At 66.9% G+C, this 18,549-nt stretch carries 16 protein-coding genes; 14 read left to right on the top strand and 2 right to left on the bottom strand.

The genetic code is table 11. The annotated features are described in order from the left end of the window. Positions 1–325 precede the first annotated feature (325 nt). Both U5709_RS06265 and U5709_RS06260 read left to right on the top strand, forming a co-directional pair. Positions 326–1,174 (top strand): aldo/keto reductase, encoded by an 849-nt coding sequence (locus U5709_RS06265; protein ID WP_321972477.1) that lies wholly within the window; start codon positions 326–328, stop codon positions 1,172–1,174. A gap of 32 nt (positions 1,175–1,206) precedes the next feature. Next, positions 1,207–2,121 (top strand): ROK family protein, encoded by a 915-nt coding sequence (locus tag U5709_RS06260; protein WP_321972476.1) that lies wholly within the window; start codon positions 1,207–1,209, stop codon positions 2,119–2,121. Positions 2,122–2,392: 271 nt separating this feature from the next. On the opposite strand, the gene U5709_RS06255 is transcribed toward U5709_RS06260, so the two are convergent. Further along, on the bottom strand, positions 2,393–3,775 hold the full coding sequence (locus U5709_RS06255; protein WP_321972475.1) for a cation:proton antiporter: 1,383 nt from the start codon (positions 3,773–3,775) through the stop codon (positions 2,393–2,395). A gap of 200 nt (positions 3,776–3,975) precedes the next feature. On the opposite strand from U5709_RS06255, the gene U5709_RS06250 reads away from it, so the two are divergent. Continuing rightward, the gene (locus U5709_RS06250; protein ID WP_321972474.1) at positions 3,976–4,776 is read left to right on the top strand and encodes a YebC/PmpR family DNA-binding transcriptional regulator; all 801 of its coding nucleotides are present in this window, start codon (positions 3,976–3,978) and stop codon (positions 4,774–4,776) included. An 89-nt stretch (positions 4,777–4,865) separates the two neighbouring features. Here U5709_RS06250 and U5709_RS06245 read toward each other — a convergent pair whose 3' ends face one another. After that, positions 4,866–5,132 carry a hypothetical protein gene (locus tag U5709_RS06245; protein WP_321972473.1) on the bottom strand — a complete coding sequence of 89 codons (267 nt, stop codon included), beginning with the start codon at positions 5,130–5,132 and terminating at the stop codon, positions 4,866–4,868. 84 nt (positions 5,133–5,216) lie between these two features. Between U5709_RS06245 and U5709_RS06240 the strand changes: the two genes are divergently transcribed. From U5709_RS06240 to U5709_RS06190, 11 genes are all read left to right on the top strand, one after another. Beyond that, on the top strand, positions 5,217–6,500 hold the full coding sequence (locus tag U5709_RS06240) for an aminotransferase class I/II-fold pyridoxal phosphate-dependent enzyme (RefSeq protein WP_321972472.1): 1,284 nt from the start codon (positions 5,217–5,219) through the stop codon (positions 6,498–6,500). Between the two features lie 235 nt (positions 6,501–6,735). Then, positions 6,736–7,569: a tetratricopeptide repeat protein gene (locus U5709_RS06235; protein ID WP_321972471.1), complete on the top strand. Its 834-nt coding sequence runs from the start codon at positions 6,736–6,738 to the stop codon at positions 7,567–7,569. A 40-nt stretch (positions 7,570–7,609) separates the two neighbouring features. Further along, positions 7,610–7,915 carry an STAS domain-containing protein gene (locus U5709_RS06230; protein WP_321972470.1) on the top strand — a complete coding sequence of 102 codons (306 nt, stop codon included), beginning with the start codon at positions 7,610–7,612 and terminating at the stop codon, positions 7,913–7,915. 21 nt (positions 7,916–7,936) lie between these two features. Then, positions 7,937–8,440 (top strand): twin-arginine translocase TatA/TatE family subunit, encoded by a 504-nt coding sequence (locus U5709_RS06225; RefSeq protein WP_321973020.1) that lies wholly within the window; start codon positions 7,937–7,939, stop codon positions 8,438–8,440. A 5-nt stretch (positions 8,441–8,445) separates the two neighbouring features. Beyond that, positions 8,446–9,234, top strand: coding sequence for a twin-arginine translocase subunit TatC (gene tatC / locus U5709_RS06220; RefSeq protein WP_321971182.1), 789 nt, complete (start codon positions 8,446–8,448; stop codon positions 9,232–9,234). A gap of 135 nt (positions 9,235–9,369) precedes the next feature. Then, entirely contained in the window at positions 9,370–11,931 is a 2,562-nt protein-coding gene (locus tag U5709_RS06215; protein ID WP_321973019.1) for a DNA topoisomerase I, read from the top strand. Positions 11,932–11,999: 68 nt separating this feature from the next. After that, positions 12,000–13,784 (top strand): glycoside hydrolase family 2 protein, encoded by a 1,785-nt coding sequence (locus U5709_RS06210; RefSeq protein WP_321973018.1) that lies wholly within the window; start codon positions 12,000–12,002, stop codon positions 13,782–13,784. Between the two features lie 760 nt (positions 13,785–14,544). Then, positions 14,545–15,180: a dTMP kinase gene (gene tmk, locus U5709_RS06205; protein ID WP_321971179.1), complete on the top strand. Its 636-nt coding sequence runs from the start codon at positions 14,545–14,547 to the stop codon at positions 15,178–15,180. Next, complete coding sequence (gene holB / locus U5709_RS06200) at positions 15,180–16,292, top strand: DNA polymerase III subunit delta' (RefSeq protein ID WP_321971178.1); 1,113 nt, start codon at positions 15,180–15,182, stop codon at positions 16,290–16,292. The genes tmk and holB overlap by 1 nt, the downstream gene beginning before the upstream one ends. Further along, entirely contained in the window at positions 16,293–17,810 is a 1,518-nt protein-coding gene (locus U5709_RS06195; protein ID WP_321973017.1) for a regulatory iron-sulfur-containing complex subunit RicT, read from the top strand. A gap of 113 nt (positions 17,811–17,923) precedes the next feature. Continuing rightward, positions 17,924–18,511, top strand: a complete 588-nt coding sequence (locus tag U5709_RS06190; protein WP_321973016.1) for a nitroreductase family protein — start codon at positions 17,924–17,926, stop codon at positions 18,509–18,511. Positions 18,512–18,549: the final 38 nt, after the last annotated feature.

Here is an 18,549-nt window from a genome sequence, read left to right as displayed (position 1 = left end):
GGCGCCCCGATGACCGAAGGCCTCCTGCTTTTGAGGGTTTTGCGCCGCGCGTTTTGGACACGGGGCGCAAAACCCTTTTTTCGCGGAAGAAAGCATCCTCGATTTGAGGGTTTTGCGTCGCGTGCCCAAAACGGAGGGCGCAAAACCCTCAAAAACAGGAGAGGGGAGGCCCGCTATAAGACAAGTGGTCAGTCCCTTCGTCTTATCCTGCCCCCGAACGGATTCGCATGAACCGTTCGGGGCGCCTTTGTTTGCCGGCTGGGCTCACTGCGCTATGGTTGGAAGCACATTGGGCGCAGGACGCGCGAGCATGAAGGGGCGTTGTATGGATAACTTGACCGATGATTTTGAGCTGACCGGCGGCGTTGGGATTCCCTGCATCGGCTACGGCACGTGGCAGACGCCCGACGGCGAGGTGGCCGCGGCGAGCGTGGCCGCGGCCATCGAGGCGGGCTATCGCCACATCGACACGGCGGCCGTCTACGGCAACGAGCAAAGCGTCGGCGAGGGCATTGCTCGCGGCGGCGTACCACGCGACCAGCTGTTTATTACAAGCAAGCTGTGGAACACCGAGCGCGGCTACGAGAAGACCCTCGCGGCTTTCGAGAAGACGTGCGCGGACCTCGGGACCGATTACCTCGACCTGTACCTGATTCATTGGCCGGCCTCCGAGCACCAGTTCGAGGATTGGGAAGAGGTCAACCTTGCCACGTGGCGCGCCATGTGCGAGCTCCACCAGGCGGGCAAGATCCGTGCCATCGGCGTGTCGAACTTCTTGCCGCACCACCTCGAGGCGCTGATGAAGACCGACGTCGCCCCCATGGTCGACCAGATCGAGTTCCACCCCGGCTGCATGCAGGCAAAGACGGTCGAGTATTGCCGCGAGCACGGCATCCTCGTGGAGGCGTGGAGCCCGCTCGGCTGCGGGCGCGTGCTGCAGAACGCCGACCTCGGCGCTATTGCTGCCAAGTACGGCAAGTCCGTGGCGCAGATCTGCATCCGCTGGATCTTGCAGCACGAGGTCCTTCCGCTGCCCAAGTCCGTCACGCCCTCGCGTATTCGCGAGAACGCCGATGTCTTCGACTTCGAGCTCTCGGCCGAGGACATGGCGGCAATCGATGCGCTGGGAGAGTTCGGCGGCTCCGGGCTTCACCCCGATAAAGTTGATTTTTAGATGAGTGGCGCGTCCGCGACGAGGAGTTTGGCATGAAGGAGTACTTCGGTATCGACATCGGTGGAACGGCCGTCAAGTGGGCGGTTCTCACCGAGGACTACCGCGTTGTGGAGCGCGGCAGCTTGCCGACGGCGTTCGAGTCGGCCGACGAGGTCGTGGCCGTGCTGGCGGACCTGGTCCGGCCGTACGTGGGTCGCGTCTCGGCTGTGGGCGTTTCGGCCCCCGGTGGCATCTACGAGGGAGACCCCGACGGCACCATCCACCGAGGAGGCGCGCTGCTTTACATGGACGGCTGCCCGCTGGGACGCCGCTTGCGCGAGGAGCTCGGCCTTCCCGTGGCCGTGAACAATGACGGCAAGTGCTGCGCGCTCGGCGAGTACGCGGCCGGCGCCCTGCGCGGGGTGAGGACCGGCGTCGTACTCGCGGTCGGCACCGCTATTGGCGGCGGCATCGTGCTGGACGGCCATGTGCTGCGCGGCGCCCATTGCTTCGCGGGGGAGTTCTCGTTCTTGCGCAACAGCATCGATGAATCGGAGGGCGGAATGCCCCCGACGTTCGCCATCTCCGGCGGCTGGCGCAGCCTCGCCGGGCTCGTGTGCGAGGAGAAGGGCATCGAGCTCACCGACGACATCGACGGCCGGGTCGTCTTCGACTGGGTCGAGGCCGGCGACAAGGCGGCGCTGCGCGGCCTCTCGCGCTACGCGCTGCTGTTCGACCAGTGGCTCGCCAACCTGCAGGCCGTGCTCGACCCGGAGGTGTTCGTCATCGCGGGCGGCATCTCTCGCCGCCCGGAGCTCATGGCGGCCCTGCGCGCGCAGATGCCGGCGGCCATCGCGCCCTTCGAGGCGTTCGGCGGCATGCCCGAGCCGCAGGTCAAGGCCGCTGAGATGGGCAACGACGCGAACCTCGCCGGCGCCGTCATGGAAGCCATCCGCCTGGCCGGCTAGCGCGCGGCCCTCCCGCGCGGGCCCGCGCCCCGGGCCGGCCCGCGCACCTGCCGGCCTGGGGCCGATTCGGCGCCCGGTTCAGGCCCCTTCTGATATCTCGGGCGACTTTTCCGGGACTAAAACCGGAAACCCTGAGTAGCCTCCCGCTTCGCAGCGCGCTTACCTGCGGTTTTGCGACCCATGGTGGCCAATCTACTCGCCAGCTCCAAATTTAGTCCCGGAAAAGTCAGCCGACCTAGTCGGGCAACCAATAATTCGCGCCTATTGGTCACTAACGGCGGCGGTGGCGGCGGCGAAGCTCGGCGCGGCGGGCAAGGAAGTCGGCCGACGAGAGGCGCACGCCCTCCTCGCGAAGGTGTTGGCGCTCCTCGCGCAGCTCCTCCACGCGCTCGTGGGCGTGCTCGTGGTGCTCGTGGATAATCTCGCGCATGTGGTGCGGGTGCTCGGCCATCTCGTGGACGGCGTCGATGGGGTGGGCCGCCACGGCGCGCACCGAGAGGCTCGTTATGACGGGGATGACCAGCACTGTGAGGGCGCCCGCGCACACAAGCACACTTGCCATCGCCTCGTCCATGGCGCCCGCGGCCACGGCGGCCTCGGTCAGCGCCACAATCAGCGGCAGCGCCATCGTGCAGTACAGCGACGCAGAGATCTTCTCGCCGAGCGGCATGGTCCGCGTCTCGGGGGACGCCGTCAGGCTCACCAGCAGCGGCAACGCGCGCACCAGCAACAGCAGCGCCATAAAGCCCACCAGCAGCCCGGGGTTCTCGCCGACGGCTCGGAAGTTGATGCCGATGCCCGAGTACACGAAGAACACGGGCACAAACAGGCCGTTGCCCAGCGCCTCCACCTTGTCCATCAGTCGATGCCCGTGGTCCGCGGGCATCACGTGGCGTAGGATGAAGCCGGCCGCGAAGGCCGCGAGCACCGCGTCGAGGTCGAGCACCGCCGCCAAGGCGAGCAGCGCGCATAGCAGCGCGACCACCGCGCGCAGCGTGGGCTGCGAGCTGCTCTCGGCGTTCTCGTGCAAAAAGCGCGAGAGCCGCGAGCCCAGGTCGCGCGCCGTCGCCCCCTGTACCGCCACGAGCGCGCAAAAACCAATAAAGCCTAGCAAGACGGCCACGTTCGCGCCGAGCGAGCGACTCGGGGAGAGAAGCACCGACATGGCCACGACCGGCCAGATCTCGCCCATGGCGCCGTAGGACTCGATGACCTCGCCGACGGAGGTCCCGGCGAGCTCGCGATCTCGCATGATGGGCACGAGCGTGCCGTAGGCTGTGGTGGTCAGCGCGATGGCGAAGGCGGCGCAGCCCGTCTGATCGAGGCCGAGCCTCAGCCACGGCACCACCAAAAGCGCGATGCCGAACGAGGCGGCCCAGCACACGCTCGCGTGGCGGCCCATGGTGCCCGTGAGCTCGCGCAGGTCGAGCTCGTAGCCGGCCATGAGGAAGAGGAACCCCATGCCTAGGCGGCTCACCAGGTCGAGCCCGGGCGTCGACTGCACGATGCCCAGGCAGTTTGGCCCCACGATCACGCCCGCGACCACGAAGAACACGACTTCCGGCACGGGGCGGCCAGGGATCAGGCTCGCGACGAACGATGCGGCCACGACCGCGATCATCATGACGGCGAGCATGCAAAGATTGGCAACCAAAGCGATCCTCACGACGGCGCTGCAGACGATCTTCTCTTACCCAATCGCACGGCGTGGACAAAGGGACAGTCCCTTTGTCCACTTTTTGCAGGTCTTGTCGCGGTTCGAGCAACCTCTTTACAGCGGCGCGGGGTTTCCTTTAGCATATGGACGTTTCATGCCATGCGCGGCGAAGGGCCGCATACAAAGAGGAGATGTGCATGTCCGGACACTCTAAGTGGGCAACCACTAAGCACAAGAAGGCCGCTATTGACGCTAAGCGTTCCGCGCTCTTCTCCAAGCTTTCCCGCAACATCACCGTTGCTGCCAAGCTCGGTGGCGACCCCAACCCCGAAAACAACGCGTCGCTCGCCGCCGCCGTCGCCCGCGCCCGCATGGTTTCCATGCCCAACGCCAAGATCAAGGCCGCCATCGACAAGGCCTTCGGCGCCGGCGCCGACGCCGCCGTCTACTCCGAGATCGTCTACGAGGGCTACGGCCCCGCGGGCATCGCGGTCTACGTCGACTGCCTGACCGACAACAAGAACCGCACCGCCGCCGACGTCCGCTCCGCGTTCGCCCACTCCGGCGGCTCGCTGGGCACCTCCGGCTCCGTCGCCTTCCAGTTCGAGCGCAAGGGCTCCATCGCCGTCGACAAGGTCATCAAGTCCGACGACAAGAAGGTCGCCGACCGCGAGAACGCCGTCGACGAGGACGAGTTCATGATGGCAGTCGCCGAGGCCGAGGGCGACGACTACGAGGACGCCGGCGAGCAGTGGATTGTCTGGACCGCCTACGACAAGATGCAGGATGTCCAGAAGGGCCTCGAGGCCCAGGGCATCGAGGTCAAGGGTTCCGAGCTCACCATGGTCCCGACCACCCCGACCGACGTGACCGTCACTGACGCCAAGAAGGTCCAGCGCCTGGTCGACCGCCTCGAGGAGCTCGAGGACGTCCAGAACGTCTACCACACCATGAACATCACCGACGAGATCGCCGAGGCACTGGCCGAGGACGAGTAAGACTCGCGCACATGCTCTAACGCTTGCGGGCGGCCCCGAACTTCTCGGGGCCGCCCGTTTTTTCTTGCCCGCGTCCTCCGAGCGCGCGCCTATTCCACCGTCCCGTAGACCCCGCCCCAGCCATGGCCGACGAGAATCGAGTTCATCTGGTCGCACAGCTGCACGCGCGTGAAGCTGCGGGAGGGGAGAAGGTCGATGACTTCCTGCAGGTCGGCACCAAAGTCGAAGGTCTCGGCGCGCGTGAGGACGTCGATCTTGCTCACCGTGGCGTGCGCGGACACGCCGGGCCTGAAGAGGGTGTCCACCAGGCGCTGGAGCTCGCCGTACTCCTCGGAGCGAATCTCGTACATGTCCATCTGAATACCTTTCCGCAGGTGTGTCGCGGCCGGCCGCCGCGCCAATACTATACTCAGCGCAGCCACTGACTAAGGAGGACATTCATGCCCAACATGTACGAAGCGATGGCCACCCCCGAGCTCGACGCCGCCATCGCCGACCTCGAGCGCCAGGCAGACGAGGTCCGCGCCAAGGGCCTCGCGCTCGATATGGCCCGCGGCAAGCCGAGTCCCGAGCAGACCGCTCTCTCCAAGCCCATGCTCGACCTTCTGACCTCCGAGACCGACCTCACGGACGAGGGCGTCGCGGTGGACAACTACGGCCTGCCCGACGGCATCCCCTCCGCCCGCAAGCTCGCCGCCCAGATCCTGGGCGTGGACGCCGCGAACGTTATTGTCAACGGCTCCTCCAGCCTGAACCTCATGCACGACTTGGTCTGCCGCGCCTACACCCACGGCATCGCAGGCGAGAAGCCCTGGTGCGAGCAGGGCGAGGTCAAGTTCCTGTGCCCCGCCCCTGGCTACGACCGCCACTTCACCGTCACGGCCAGCTACGGCATCAAGAACATCCCCGTCCCCATGACCGAGGGCGGCCCCGACATGGACGTCGTGCGCGAGTACGTTGAGAACGACCCGCAGGTCAAGGGCATCTGGTGCGTGCCCATGTACGCCAACCCCACGGGCATCACCTACTCTGACGAGACCGTGCGCGCCTTCGCCGCCCTGAAGCCCGCTGCCCCCGACTTCCGCATCTTCTGGGACAACGCCTACTGCGTCCACACCTTCAGGGGCGAGGGCGACCACCTGCTCAACATCTTCGACGCGTGCCGCGAGGCCGGCGCCACAAACCTCGTCTACGAGTTCGGCTCCACCGCCAAGGTGACCTTCCCCAGCTCCGGCATCGCGTTTGTGACCGCCGACTCCGACGACATGGCCCAGATTCGCGCGGCCTTCTCCACCATGCGCGTCGGCCCCGAGAAGATCGGCCAGCTCGCCCACGTCAAGTTCCTGAAGGACGCGGACGGCGTCCGCGCCCACATGGCAAAGCACGCGGCCGTGGTGGCCCCGCGCTTTGCCCTTGTGGAGGAGAAGCTCGAGGCCGGCCTTGCCGCAACGGGCGTTGCCACCTGGACCAAGCCGAGCGGCGGCTACTTCGTGAGCTTCGACGGCCCCGAGGGCTCCGCCAAGGTGATCGTGGCCCTCATGGCAGAGCTCGGCGTCAAGCTCACCGGCGCCGGCGCCACCTGGCCCTACGGCGCCGACCCCAAGGACACCAACATCCGCATCGCGCCCACCTACCCCTCGCTCGCCGAGCTGGGAGAGGCCCTGGACGTTTTTGTCATTGCGGTGAAGCTCGTCTCGGCGCGCCTCGCCCGCGCGGCCCGCTAGCGCCGCTCGCCGCAAGTCTGTCCCCAAACCGCTGCGGAAAGGGGACTGTCCCCAAACCGCTGCGGAAAGGGGACTGTCCCCAAATGGCAGGCGGGTGGCTGGCTCGTCGCGCCGCATACGCTTTTTTGGATTAAGGAGGGCCCTTCCGCACACGCGGGAGGGCTCTCGTGCCATACTCTATAAACTTGCGGGCATAATGCCCACGGATGTTTGGCAATGAGAAAGGCCCCGAAACATGGCCCAGCAGAACACAAAGAAGAGCACCAACAAGGCGGACAACCTTGGTATCGGCGCCAAGTTCGTCATTGCCCTGTTTGCCCTCCTCATGGCGTTCTCGCTCGTTCTGCCTATGCTCTCGAGCGTCCTTTCGTCCACGAAGTCCACGTCCACGAGTACCGATACCACCACGGACACCAGCTCCGAGAGCGCCGACGACTCCGAGGAGAAGACCGAGGTCGAGAAGGCGGACGACAAGTACGGCGCCCTGGTGTCCTCGCTCGAGGAGAAATACGCTTCGGACTCCACGAACCTCGCCACCCTGCTTAACCTTGGCAAGGATTACATGGCCTGGGGCGCCTATGTGCGCTACTACGGGTCAACCGACAGCGACACCACCCATGCCAACGAGCTTCTCGACAAGGCCGTCACGTACTACGACGAGTACCTCGCACAGCGCGAGTCCAGCGCCGTGCGCGTCGACAAGGCCCTGTGCGCGTACTATCAGGAGGACGGCACCTCCGCGCTCAACCAGCTCAAGGCGCTCACCGAGTCCGCCCCCGATTACGGCCCCGCTTGGGCTAACCTGGGCCTCGTTTACGAGTCGTCCGGCGACACCGATTCTGCCAAGGAAGCCTACGCAAAGGCCGAGGAGGCCGACCCGAACGACGAGTACGGTGCAAAGACCTACGCCGAGCAGCGCCTCTCTTCCCTCGACTCCTCCGAGAGCACCGACGAGTCGAGCAGCGACTCCGCGACCTCCACGAGCACCTCGACCGGCAGCTCGACCACGTCCTCGTCTTCAACCAGCCAGGGTCTTTCCGACACCCTTTCCGAGCTCAACGGCCTCTAAGTCGCGAGCGCAGAGCCAACGTTCCAAGGGAGGAATCCTCATGAGCCTTTCCATCCAGACCATCGCCGACGCCGGCGCGACCAAGGTCCTCGTTGCCGGCGAGGTCGACGTCTCCAACGCCGATAAGCTGCGCGAGGCGGTCGATGCCGCTCTCGCCGCCGCCGGCGGCGAGCTCACCGTCGACCTCGCGGAGGTCCCCTATATCGACTCCACGGGCATCGGTGTCCTCGTCGGCGCCGCGCATCGTGCCGCCGACGCCGCAAAGAAGCTCATCGTCGCCAACCCGCAGAAGAACGTCGCGCGCGTGCTCGGCCTCCTCGGCGTCGCCGGCGACCTCAACATCTAGCAGTAAGAAGGGATCAGACCAGTGTTTGGCATCGGAGAAACCGAGCTCGTACTCATCCTGCTTTTTGCCTTTATGATTTTCGGCCCCGACAAGCTGCCCGGCATGGGCAAGACCCTGGGCCGCGCCCTGCGCCAGTTCCGCAACGCCCAGGAGGGCTTCACGCAGGTCGTCCAGACCGAGATCGTCGACCCCGCCACCGAGGCCATGAGCGACTCCCCCAAGAAGCCGAACCGCGAGTTCGATGAGGACGCCGACCTCGACGGCGAGGGCGCCGCTCCCGTCAAGAAAGCCGAGACCTTCGCCGAGCGCAAGCGCCGCCTCGAGGCCGAGCGCAAGGCCAAGGAGGCCGCCGAGAAGCAAGTCGCCTCAGATGAGGCCGACGCCCCTGCCCCCGAGGTCCCCGCAGACGCCCCCACCCCTGCTCCGATCGCGGAGGAACCGAAGAAGCCCTCCGTCGCCGACCTCTACACCATGAAGCGCCCCGCCGCCCCCGAGGCGACTACTGACACCCAGAAGGAGGCGTAATCCCCATGCCTATCGGTCCCGCACGCATGCCCCTCTTTGATCATGTCGGCGAGCTTCGCCGGAGGGTCACCATCGTCGTCGTCTCGGTCCTCGTGGCGGCCATCGTCATCTACTTTGCCACGCCTTCGCTCATCGAGCTCATGATCGAGCGCATCTCCGATGCCATGAACGGCGGCTCACTCTACGTTTTCACCGCGCTGGGCGGCTTCACCATTCGCTTCAAGGTGGCGTGCTTCTTCGCCGTCATTGTGTGCACGCCCATCATTATCTGGGAGCTCATGGCGTTCTTTTTGCCGGCGCTTAAGCCCAACGAGCGCAAGTGGGTCGTTCCCACCGTCGCCGCCATGGTCGGCCTCTTCTTCCTCGGCATGATTTTCTGCTACTTCATTATCCAGCCCGCGGCTTTTGGCTGGCTGCTCGGCGAGTCCGATGCCTTCGCGACCACCATGGCCGATGCTGAGGACTACCTCAACATCTATATGATGCTCGAGCTCGGCTTCGGCGTCGCCTTCCAGCTGCCGCTCATCATCTTCTACCTCACGATTTTCCACCTCGTGCCCTACTCGACGCTGCGCGGCCAGTGGCGCTACGTGTATGTGGCCCTCATGGTCTTGTCAGCTGTTGTCACCCCCGATGCAAGCCCGGTGACCATGTTCCTCATGTTCGCCGCGCTTATCGCCCTCTATGAGGTCGCCCTCGCTGTTGCCCGCTACGTGCTCGTGGCCCGCGACGGCAAAGAGTCCCTTAAGTGGACGCGCGCCGACTATGAGGAGCATGTCTTTAACGAGGCTTAGGCGAACGGTCTTTTGCCGGGCGGGCGGTGGGCGAGGGCCTTGCCGCCCGCCCGCTTATTTCTATAATGTGCTCCACATGCACAACCGCGGCCGACGCGCCGCGCGCACCATCACGGATACGAATAGGAACCGCTCTTGAAGCTCATCGTCACCGAGAAGAACGACGCCGCCGGCCAGATCGCCCGCCTGCTCTCCGAGTCGGGCAAGCCCACGGCCGACAAGGTCTACGACACGCCCGTCTACCGCTTCCGTATGGGCGGGGAGGACTGCGTGACCATCGGCCTGCGCGGGCACATCCTGCAGCCCGACTTCCCCACGGAGCTCAAGTTCAACGATCGGGAGGGCTGGTTCGCCGTCGACTCCAACGGTGAGATTATGCCCGCCGATTTGCCCGACGGCCTCGAGCACCCGCCGTACAAGTCCAAGCGCAAGCCGTACCTTAAGGACGGCGTCGACATCAAGGGCTGGAAGATCGCGAGCCTCCCGTACCTCGTGTGGGCCCCGATCCAGAAGCTCCCTGCCGAGAAGGGTATCATCCGCGCGCTCAAGAACCTCGCCAAGAAGGCCGACTCGGTCGTCATCGGCACGGACTTCGACCGCGAGGGCGAGCTTATCGGCTCCGACGCCCTGCGCCAGATCCTTGAGGTCAACCCCGACGTGCCGGTTTCCCGCGCGCGCTACTCCGCCTTTACCAAGGGTGAGATCGACCACGCCTTCGCGAACCTCGTCGACCTCGACCAGGACCTCGCCGATGCCGGCGAGAGCCGCCAGTACATCGACCTGATCTGGGGCGCCGTGCTCACGCGCTATCTCACCACGGCGCGCTTCTCGGGCCTGGGCAACACCCGCTCGGCCGGCCGCGTGCAGACCCCGACCTTGGCCCTCGTGGTCGAGCGCGAGCGCGAGCGCCTCGCCTTCGTGCCCGACGACTACTGGGTGATCTCCGGCGAGGCCAGCCACGACGGCTCCGAGTCCTTCAAGATGACCCATGCCGAGGGCCGCTTCTGGAAGAAGGACGCGGTCGACGCCGCTTGGGCGAAGGTCGCCGACGCCAAGGAAGCCAAGGTCACGGGCGTCGAGAGCAAGAGCCGCCAGCAGAGGCCGCCCGCGCCCTTCAACACCACGAGCCTGCAGGCCGCCGCGGCCGCCGAGGGCATCAGCCCCGCGCGCACGATGCGCCTCGCCGAGAGCCTCTACATGGACGGCCTCATCTCGTATCCCCGCGTCGACAACACCGTCTACCCGAGCTCGCTCGACCTCAAGGACTGCGTGCGCACCATCTCCAAGGTGCCGCAGTACGCGCCCACCTGCAAGGAGCTTCTCGCCCAGCCGAAGCTCACCGCGACGCGCGGCAAGCAGGAGACGACCGACCACCCGCCCATCTATCCCACGGGCGCGGCCGACCCCGACAAGCTCCAGCCCGCGGCTTGGAAGCTCTACAACCTCATTGCCCGCCGCTTCTTGGCCACGCTCATGGGGCCCGCGACCATCGAGGGCACCAAGGTCTCCCTCGATGTCAACGGCGAGTCCTTCACCGCTTCCGGAAACGTGCTGGTCAAGCCTGGTTTCCGCAGCATCTATCCCTATGGCCTCAAGAAGGACGACCAGCTGCCGGAGCTTCGCGCCGGCGACGTGTGCGCCGTCGAGTCCATGGACTTCGCCGCCAAGCAGACCGAGCCCCCCGCGCGCTACAGCCAAGGCAAGCTCATCCAGGAGATGGAGAAGCGCGGCCTCGGCACCAAGTCCACGCGCGCGAGCATCATCGACACGCTTTACCAGCGCAAATACCTCAAGAACGATCCTTGTGAGCCGAGCCAGCTGGGCATGGCCATCATCGACGCGCTCCACACCTACGCGCCGCGCATCACCACGCCCGAGATGACCTCCGAGCTCGAGGACGACATGACCAAGGTCGCCGAGGGCAAGGACACGCAGGCGGACGTGGTCAACCACTCCCGCGCGCTTCTCGCCGGCATGATGGACGGGCTCATCGAGCACACCGAGGACCTCTCGGAGGCCATCGCCGACGCCGTTACCGCCGACGCGAAGATCGGCGTCTGCCCCAAGTGCGGCCGCGACCTCGTGGTCAAGACGAGCGCCAAGACGCGCGGCAGCTTCGCCGGATGCATGGGCTGGCCCGACTGCGACGTCACCTATCCGCTCCCGCAGGGCCGCATCGAGGCCCTCGAGGGCGAGGCGTCCGTGTGCCCCGACTGCGGCGCCCCGCGCGTGAAGGTCCACCCGTTCCGCAGCCGCGCCTTCGAGCAGTGCGTGAACCCCGCCTGCCCCACGAACGTGGAGCCCGACGTCGAGGTCGGCACCTGCAAGGCGTGCGCCGAGGCGGGCCGCGAGGGCAAGCTCATCGCCCACAAGTCCGAGCGCACCGGCAAGCGATTCATCCGCTGCACGAACTACGAGGAGTGCAACACGAGCTATCCTCTGCCCGGGCGCGGCAAGCTCGAGGCGACGGGGGAGGAGTGCCCCGACTGCGGCGCGCCGATGGTCGTCGTGACCACCCCCCGCGGCCCGTGGAAGCTCTGTCCCAACATGGATTGCCCCGGCCGAGAGAAGAAGGAGGCTGCGAAGGCGGCCCGTGGCCGCGGCGGCGCGAGCAAGTCCTCCGCTGCTAAGAAGCCCGCGGCAAAGAAGACGGCGGCGAAGAAATCGACGGCCAGGAAGACGGCCGCAAAGAAGTAGGACAGAACGCAAGGCCACAGGCTCCCGCGGCAAATGCGGGGGCCTGTTTTTGGATAGGGGAGACGCACATGCTTGACTTCGCGCGCGTGCTCAAGGTGGGGCTCAAGCACCCGGCTGCAGGGCCGCTGATTCCGCTCACCACCCCGTGGGGTGAGCGCATCCTCGCAGGCGAGGAGCCTGCGTGGTCGCATCCGCGCCCACAGTTCGCGCGAGACGGCGCCATCTGCCTCAACGGGTGGTGGGGCTTCTCGGCGGGCACGGACGCGCTCGACCGGCAGGTCCGCGTGCCCTTCTCGCCCGAGGCGGCGCTTTCCGGCATCGGCGAGAGGACCGAGCCGGGCTGCGAGCTGTGGTATCGGCGCGAGCTGCCCGAGATCGACCTTGCGGGCGGCAAGCGGGCGCTTCTTCACTTCGAGGCTGTGGACTGGGAGTGTGAGGTTTGGGTCAACGACGTGCGGGTCGGAGGGCATAAAGGGGCATATTTGCCCTTTGCGCTCGACATCACCGAGGCGCTGGCCGCCAAAGATTCCGGCACGGCCGTGCTCAAGGTCCGCGTTTGCGATCCGGGCGATGCCGGCACGCAGCTTCGCGGCAAGCAGAGTTCGACGCCGGGCGGCATCTGGTACACGACGCAGTCGGGCATCTGGCGGGACGTGTGGCTCGAGGTCGTTCCTGCGACGCACTTGACGTCGCTGCAGGTGGACGCGTCGCTTGACGGAGAGGTGTCGCTCACCGTGGGCGTCGACGGCGCGGGCGCGGAGGCTGCCGTGGTCCGGGCGAGGATCCTCGACGAGGGCGAGGAGGTCGCGGCCGCGGCCGGCGTTGTCGGTGCGCCTCTATGCGTGCGCATCCCGCAGCCGCGGCTCTGGTCGCCCGCCGATCCGCATCTCTACGACGTTGAGCTTACGCTGGGCGACGACGTCGTGCGCAGCTATTTCGGCATGCGCGAGGTGGAGGTGCGGCCCGACGTCGACGGCTGCCGGCGGTTCTTTCTCAACGGCGAGCCTCTCTTTATGCGTGGGGTGCTCGACCAAGGGTATTGGCCCGACGGCCTCATGACGCCGCCCAGCCCCGAGGCGCTCGAGTTCGACATCCGCAGCATGTTGGACGCCGGCTTCAACCTGCTGCGAAAGCACATAAAGGTCGAGGACGGCCGCTTTTACGAGCTCTGCGACCGCTTGGGAATGCTTGTCATGCAGGACGTCCCCTGCGGCGGCGACGCCTACTCCTCGTGGCATTCCAGCAAGAAGCCCACGCTGTTTCGCGCCTCTTGGACGGCCGTGCGCGACACGGGAGAGCGAGCTCATCGCGCCCTGGCCGCCAGCGACGCGGCCTACCGTGAGGAGTGGGTCGCCACGTGCGAGGGCATGGTCGAGCTGCTGCGGGCTCACCCGAGCGTTGTGGCCTGGTGCCTCTTCAACGAGGGTTGGGGGCAGTTCGACGCGGCTGAGGCGGCGCAGCGCGTGTGGGCGCTCGACCCCACGCGCCCCGTCGACGCAACGAGCGGCTGGTACGACCAGGGCGTGGGCGACTTCTGGAGCATCCACAACTACTTTCGGCCGCTCGGGCCCGAGCGCTGCCGGGCTGCGGAGGGGAGAGCCTATCTGCTTTCCGAGTTCGGCGGCGTCACGCTGGCCGTGGCCGGGCACGTGAGCCGCGAAGATACCTACGGCTACGTCGAGGCCGCCGACGGCGCGGGCTTTAGGCGAGAGGTCGCGGGGCTTCTTGCCCAGGCCGACGCGCTGGAGGCGCAAGGCTGCGCCGGCTTCGTGTACACGCAGCTCTCCGACGTGGAGGAGGAGGTCAACGGCCTTCTTACCTACGACCGCCGCGTGAACAAGCTGGCGGGCTGATCGTGTGCCCGCGACTTTTTGAATCGCGAAAACAAGAAGGCAGGGCTCGGGGCCCATGGCGGCGCCCCTCGCCTTGATTCGCCCGTTGCGAGCAGGCCCGATGAACGGGTATGGTCGGTCGCGTACAGAGGCTTTCGCCCTCATGTATAAACGGAGATAGTGGGTTTTACCCCAGAATCAGCCGCCGTGCAGGGCGGCTGATTCGCTTTACGGGACACTCACTACCAAGAAACCTAGAGCTTAGAGATCAGGCGATAGATCGCCGCCGCCAAGAAGAGCACGGCCACCGACAAAGCCGACACGGTAATTCCGTCCACACGAACCCCCTAATCTGCCTGCAGGACTCGGAGGGCGCCGCTGCGCGCGTGCGAACAAAAGTACCATACATGTGTGGGGTGTGAGCTGGGAATTTTGGCCGATATGGTCTACGAACGTCCGCGTAAGGGCGTTTCCGGTCCGGCGGCTGCAAAAAACCGGGGATGGCGGCAGTTTTCTGCGGACCTTCCGAGTAGGTCGCGCTCTATGTCTAACAAAACCGCAGGTAGATGAGCTGCCAGGATTTCGGGTACTCGGGCCGCTCGCGGAAAACTGCCGCCATCCCTGGTTTTTGTGCGCGCGAGGTCGCGGCGGGAGCCGCTGACGGCCGACGCGCGCCGCCGGAGGGCGATGTTGCGCAGAAGGACGCAGGTCATTTTGGCCGAACCGAAGAATCGCGGTATGATTAGAAGGTTAATTCGGTGCAAAGCGGAAAGCGGGTGCCATGCAAGGGGTCTTCATCACGCTCGAGGGGGCTGACGGCTGCGGAAAGTCGACGCAGGCCGCGCGCCTCGCCACGGCGCTGGAGGAGGCCGGCCGCGAGGTCGTGCGCCTGCGCGAGCCGGGCGGCACCCCCATCAGCGAGAAGATCCGCGCCCTCGTGCTCGACCCTGCGAACGCCGAGATGGCGCCCGAGTGCGAGCTGCTCCTCTTTGAGGCGAGCCGCGCGCAGCTCGTGCGCGAGGTCATCGAGCCCGCGCGGACCCGCGGCGCCGTGGTGCTGTGCGATCGCTTCTACGACTCCACGTACGCCTATCAGGCCGCCGGCCGCTCGATTGGCGAGGGTACCATCCGCCGCGCGAATGCTCTCGGGAGCTGCGGCGTCGACCCCGACCGCACGCTCGTGCTCGATATGGATACCGACGCCGCGCTGGCCCGCGCCACGCGCGATGGGGCCGACCGCATGGAGGCCGAGGGCGTCGCGTTCCAGCGTCGTGTTCGCGAGGGGTATCTGCGCCTGGCCGCCGAGGAGCCCGGGCGCGTGCGCGTCGTCGATGCGTCGGGCACGCTCGATGAGGTCTCGGCCCGTCTCGCCCTTGCGCTCGCAGACGTGCTCCCCGAGCTTGCAGGCGGTGCCTGATGGACGCCCCCCGCGCTCTCGACGCCATAGCTGACCAGCCGCGCGTTCGCGAATTTTTGGCCACCGCCATCACGGAGGGCCGGCTCTCCCATGCGTATCTCTTTGTGGGGGCGCCCGGCTCCGGCAAGGTGGACGCTGCCTGCGCGCTGGCCCGCGCCGTCGTCTGTCCGAACGGCGGCGACGGCACCTGCGACGAGTGCCGCCGTGTCTCTCACCACACGCACCCCGACGTGCATTGGCTCGCTCCCGCGAGCGCCACGGGCTACTTGGCCGACCAGATCCGCGATTTGATCGCCGACGTGAGCCTCGCGCCCATGCGCGCGAAGGCCAAGGTCTACATCATCGACCGCGCCGACCTTCTGCGCGGAACGGCCGCGAACGCCCTGCTCAAGACCCTTGAGGAGCCGCCCGGGGGCGTCGTCTTCGTCCTCTGCGGGCGCACTGTGGCGGCCATGCTCCCCACGATCGTCTCGCGCTGCCAGGTCGTTCCCTTCCGCGTGAGCTCGCCGGACGCCGCGCTCCAGGCGACGGTGCGCGAGTCCGGCGCCTCCGAGCGCGACGCCCGCATCGCCCTTGCGGTGGCCGGCACTCCTGCCCGCGCGACGGAGTTCCTCAATTCCACCGAGCGACGCCAGGTCCGCCGCCTCGTGGTCCAGGCGCTGGGCGGGCTCGCCCGCGACGACTCCTGGGATGTCCTCAAGTGCGCGCAGGAGATCGCAGCGGCCGTCAAGATCCCTCTCGCCGCCATCAAAGATGCTCAGGAGGAGGCCGTCAAGGAGAGCTCCGACTTTCTCACCTCCGCCGCGCTCAAGGCGGTCGAGGCCGCCAATAAGCGCGAGCTTACGGCCCGTGAGCGTTCAGGTATGATGGAGGCCCTGGCAGCAGCCGAGTCGCTGCTGCGCGACGTGCTCGTCCGCTGCGAGGGCGTCGATTCGCCGATTGTCAACGAGGATGCCGCGGCCACGGTCGACCGCATCGCCGCCCGCTCCACGACCGCGGGGGTTGTGCGCGCGCTCGGGGCCTGCTCCGACGCCGCCGCCAACCTCTCGCGAAACGTTTCTGCGCAGCTGACCCTCGAGGTCATGCTGCTCGCCATAAAGGAGGCACTCTAAATGCCCAACGTCATTCCCGTTAAGCTCGAGTACGCGGTGCACGAGCTTTGGTTCGACCCCGCAGGGACGGGTGCCCAGGAGGGCGACCACGTCATCGTTCAGACCGAGCGCGGCCACGAGATTGGCCTCGCTGTGGGCGACGCGCAGTCCATGAACAACGACGAACTCACCTTGGCCATCGGCCACGCGCAGCTCAAGAGCGTGTTGCGCATCTGCTCGGATGCCGACCTCGACCACGCGGAGCAGCTGGCCCAGCGCGGCGACGAGGCGCTGCCGGTGTTTCGCCGCTACGCCTCGGCCTCCGGCCTCGAGATGAAGCCCGTGGGCGTCGAGTTCCTCTTCGACGAGGACAAGGCCGTCTGCTATTTCGCCGCCGAGGACCGCGTGGACTTCCGTCAGCTCGTGCGCGACCTCTCGCGCGAGCTGCACGTCCGCATCGACATGCGCCAGATCGGCGTCCGCGAGGAGGCCGCAATCGTGGGCGGCTACGGCCACTGCGGCCAGGAGCTCTGCTGCCGGCGCTTCTCCACGAGCTTCGACCCGGTGAGCATCCGCATGGCCAAGGAGCAGGACCTGCCGCTCAACTCCACCAAGATCTCGGGCGCGTGCGGCCGCCTCATGTGCTGCCTGCGCTACGAGTTCGAGGCCTATCGCGACTTCAAGGGCCGCGCGCCCAAGCGCAACGCCGTTATCGACACGCCGCTCGGCAAGGGCAAGATCGTCGAGTACAACACCCCCAAGGAGCAGATCGTACTGCGCCTCGAGGGCGGAAAGACCATTCGCGTCGACCTCGCCGATATGACGGCCTCCGAGGCCGCCTGCAAGAAGTCGCAGGAGCTCGGGTGCGCCTGTCGCCCGGACACCGTGACGCGCGAGGTGCTCGAGAAGCTCCAGAGCCCCGACGTCCAGATGGCGCTGGCCGAGCTCGACCGCAAGAACGGCGTTATCCCCGCCGAGGGCCCCGACGCGAGCGACATCTTCGTCGACACCCGCAAGCGCCGCCGCGAGCGCCTGTCCGCGCAGAAGGACGAGGGCAAGGCGCAGGGAGAGGACACGCGTCGCCGCCGCGGCGGCGAGAATCGCGCAGCGGAGCAACCCGCCGCAGCTCAGGAGGGTCGCCGCCGCAAGCGCCGCGCTCCCGGCGACGGAGGCAACGGGACGGCTCCCGCGCACATGAAGCCGGCTGCCGATGCTGCCGAGCCCAAGGCCGGCGGGGCCACGCGCAGGCGCCATCACCGTGCGGAGGGCGCCGACGAGGCATCCGAGCAGGAGCGCCAGCAGCCGCGCGGCGGCGGGATGCGCCCGCGCCGTCGCCGTCCCGGCGACAAGGGCGGCGCGGCGGCCCAGCAGCAGACGCAGGCGCCTAAGCAGCAGGGACAGGGCGGCCAGCAGGCCCAGGGCGGCCAGCAGGCCCAGGGCGGCCAGGGCGGCCAAGGCGAGAACAAGCCGCGCCGGCGCCGCCGTCGCCGCGGAAACGGCGGGGGTCAGGGTGGCGGAAACGCCCCGGCGGCCGAGTAAACCTAGTCGTCACCAAGCTGGCGCAATCGGTACGTTTTCTCAGCAAAATCCGTACCGATTGCGCCAGAATTTTGTCTTGCAGAGCAAAGCGGCCCGAATAGGGGAGGATACACATGGATTCAGAGACCTTTGACCAGTTGGTAAAGGGCGCGAGGACGTATCGGCGCTACGACGGCGAACCGGTCGGCGAAGACGTGCTCCGCGGGCTCGTGGACGCCGCGCGCTTTGCCCCGACGGGCAACAACATGCAGCTCCTGCGCTTCCATGTGGTGAGCGCCGACGATACCGCCGAGGCGGGCAAGGTCTTCTCTCACCTGCACTGGGCGGGCGCGCTCAAGGACTGGGACGGGCCCGTCGAGGGCGAGCTTCCCGGCGGCTACGTGATCATCTGCCTGCCCGAGAAGCTCGCCGAGAATCCCGTCCGCCTCATCGACGTGGGCATCGCGAGCCAGACCGTCGTGCTCGCCGCCGCCTCGCGCGGCCTCGGTGCCTGCATGCACAAGAGCTACGACGCGTGCCTGGGCGACGAGCTCGGCCTCACGGATGCCGGCTACGTCGTGAGCATGGTCGTCTCTCTTGGCGGGCGCGGCGAGAAGGTCGTCCTTGAGCCCGCGACGACCGAGCATGGCCTCACCTACTGGCGCGAGGCTGACGGGAGCCACCACGTGCCGAAGCTATCCTTGGACGACCTGCTCATCTAGGCGCCGGCCTGCAGGTCTGTCCCAAAAGCGCTGCAGAA

The organism is Paratractidigestivibacter sp. (assembly GCF_963660155.1).
GTDB lineage: Bacteria > Actinomycetota > Coriobacteriia > Coriobacteriales > Atopobiaceae > Paratractidigestivibacter.
Note: the sequence above shows the minus strand (reverse complement) of the source record. Positions and strands in the feature narration are given on the sequence as shown.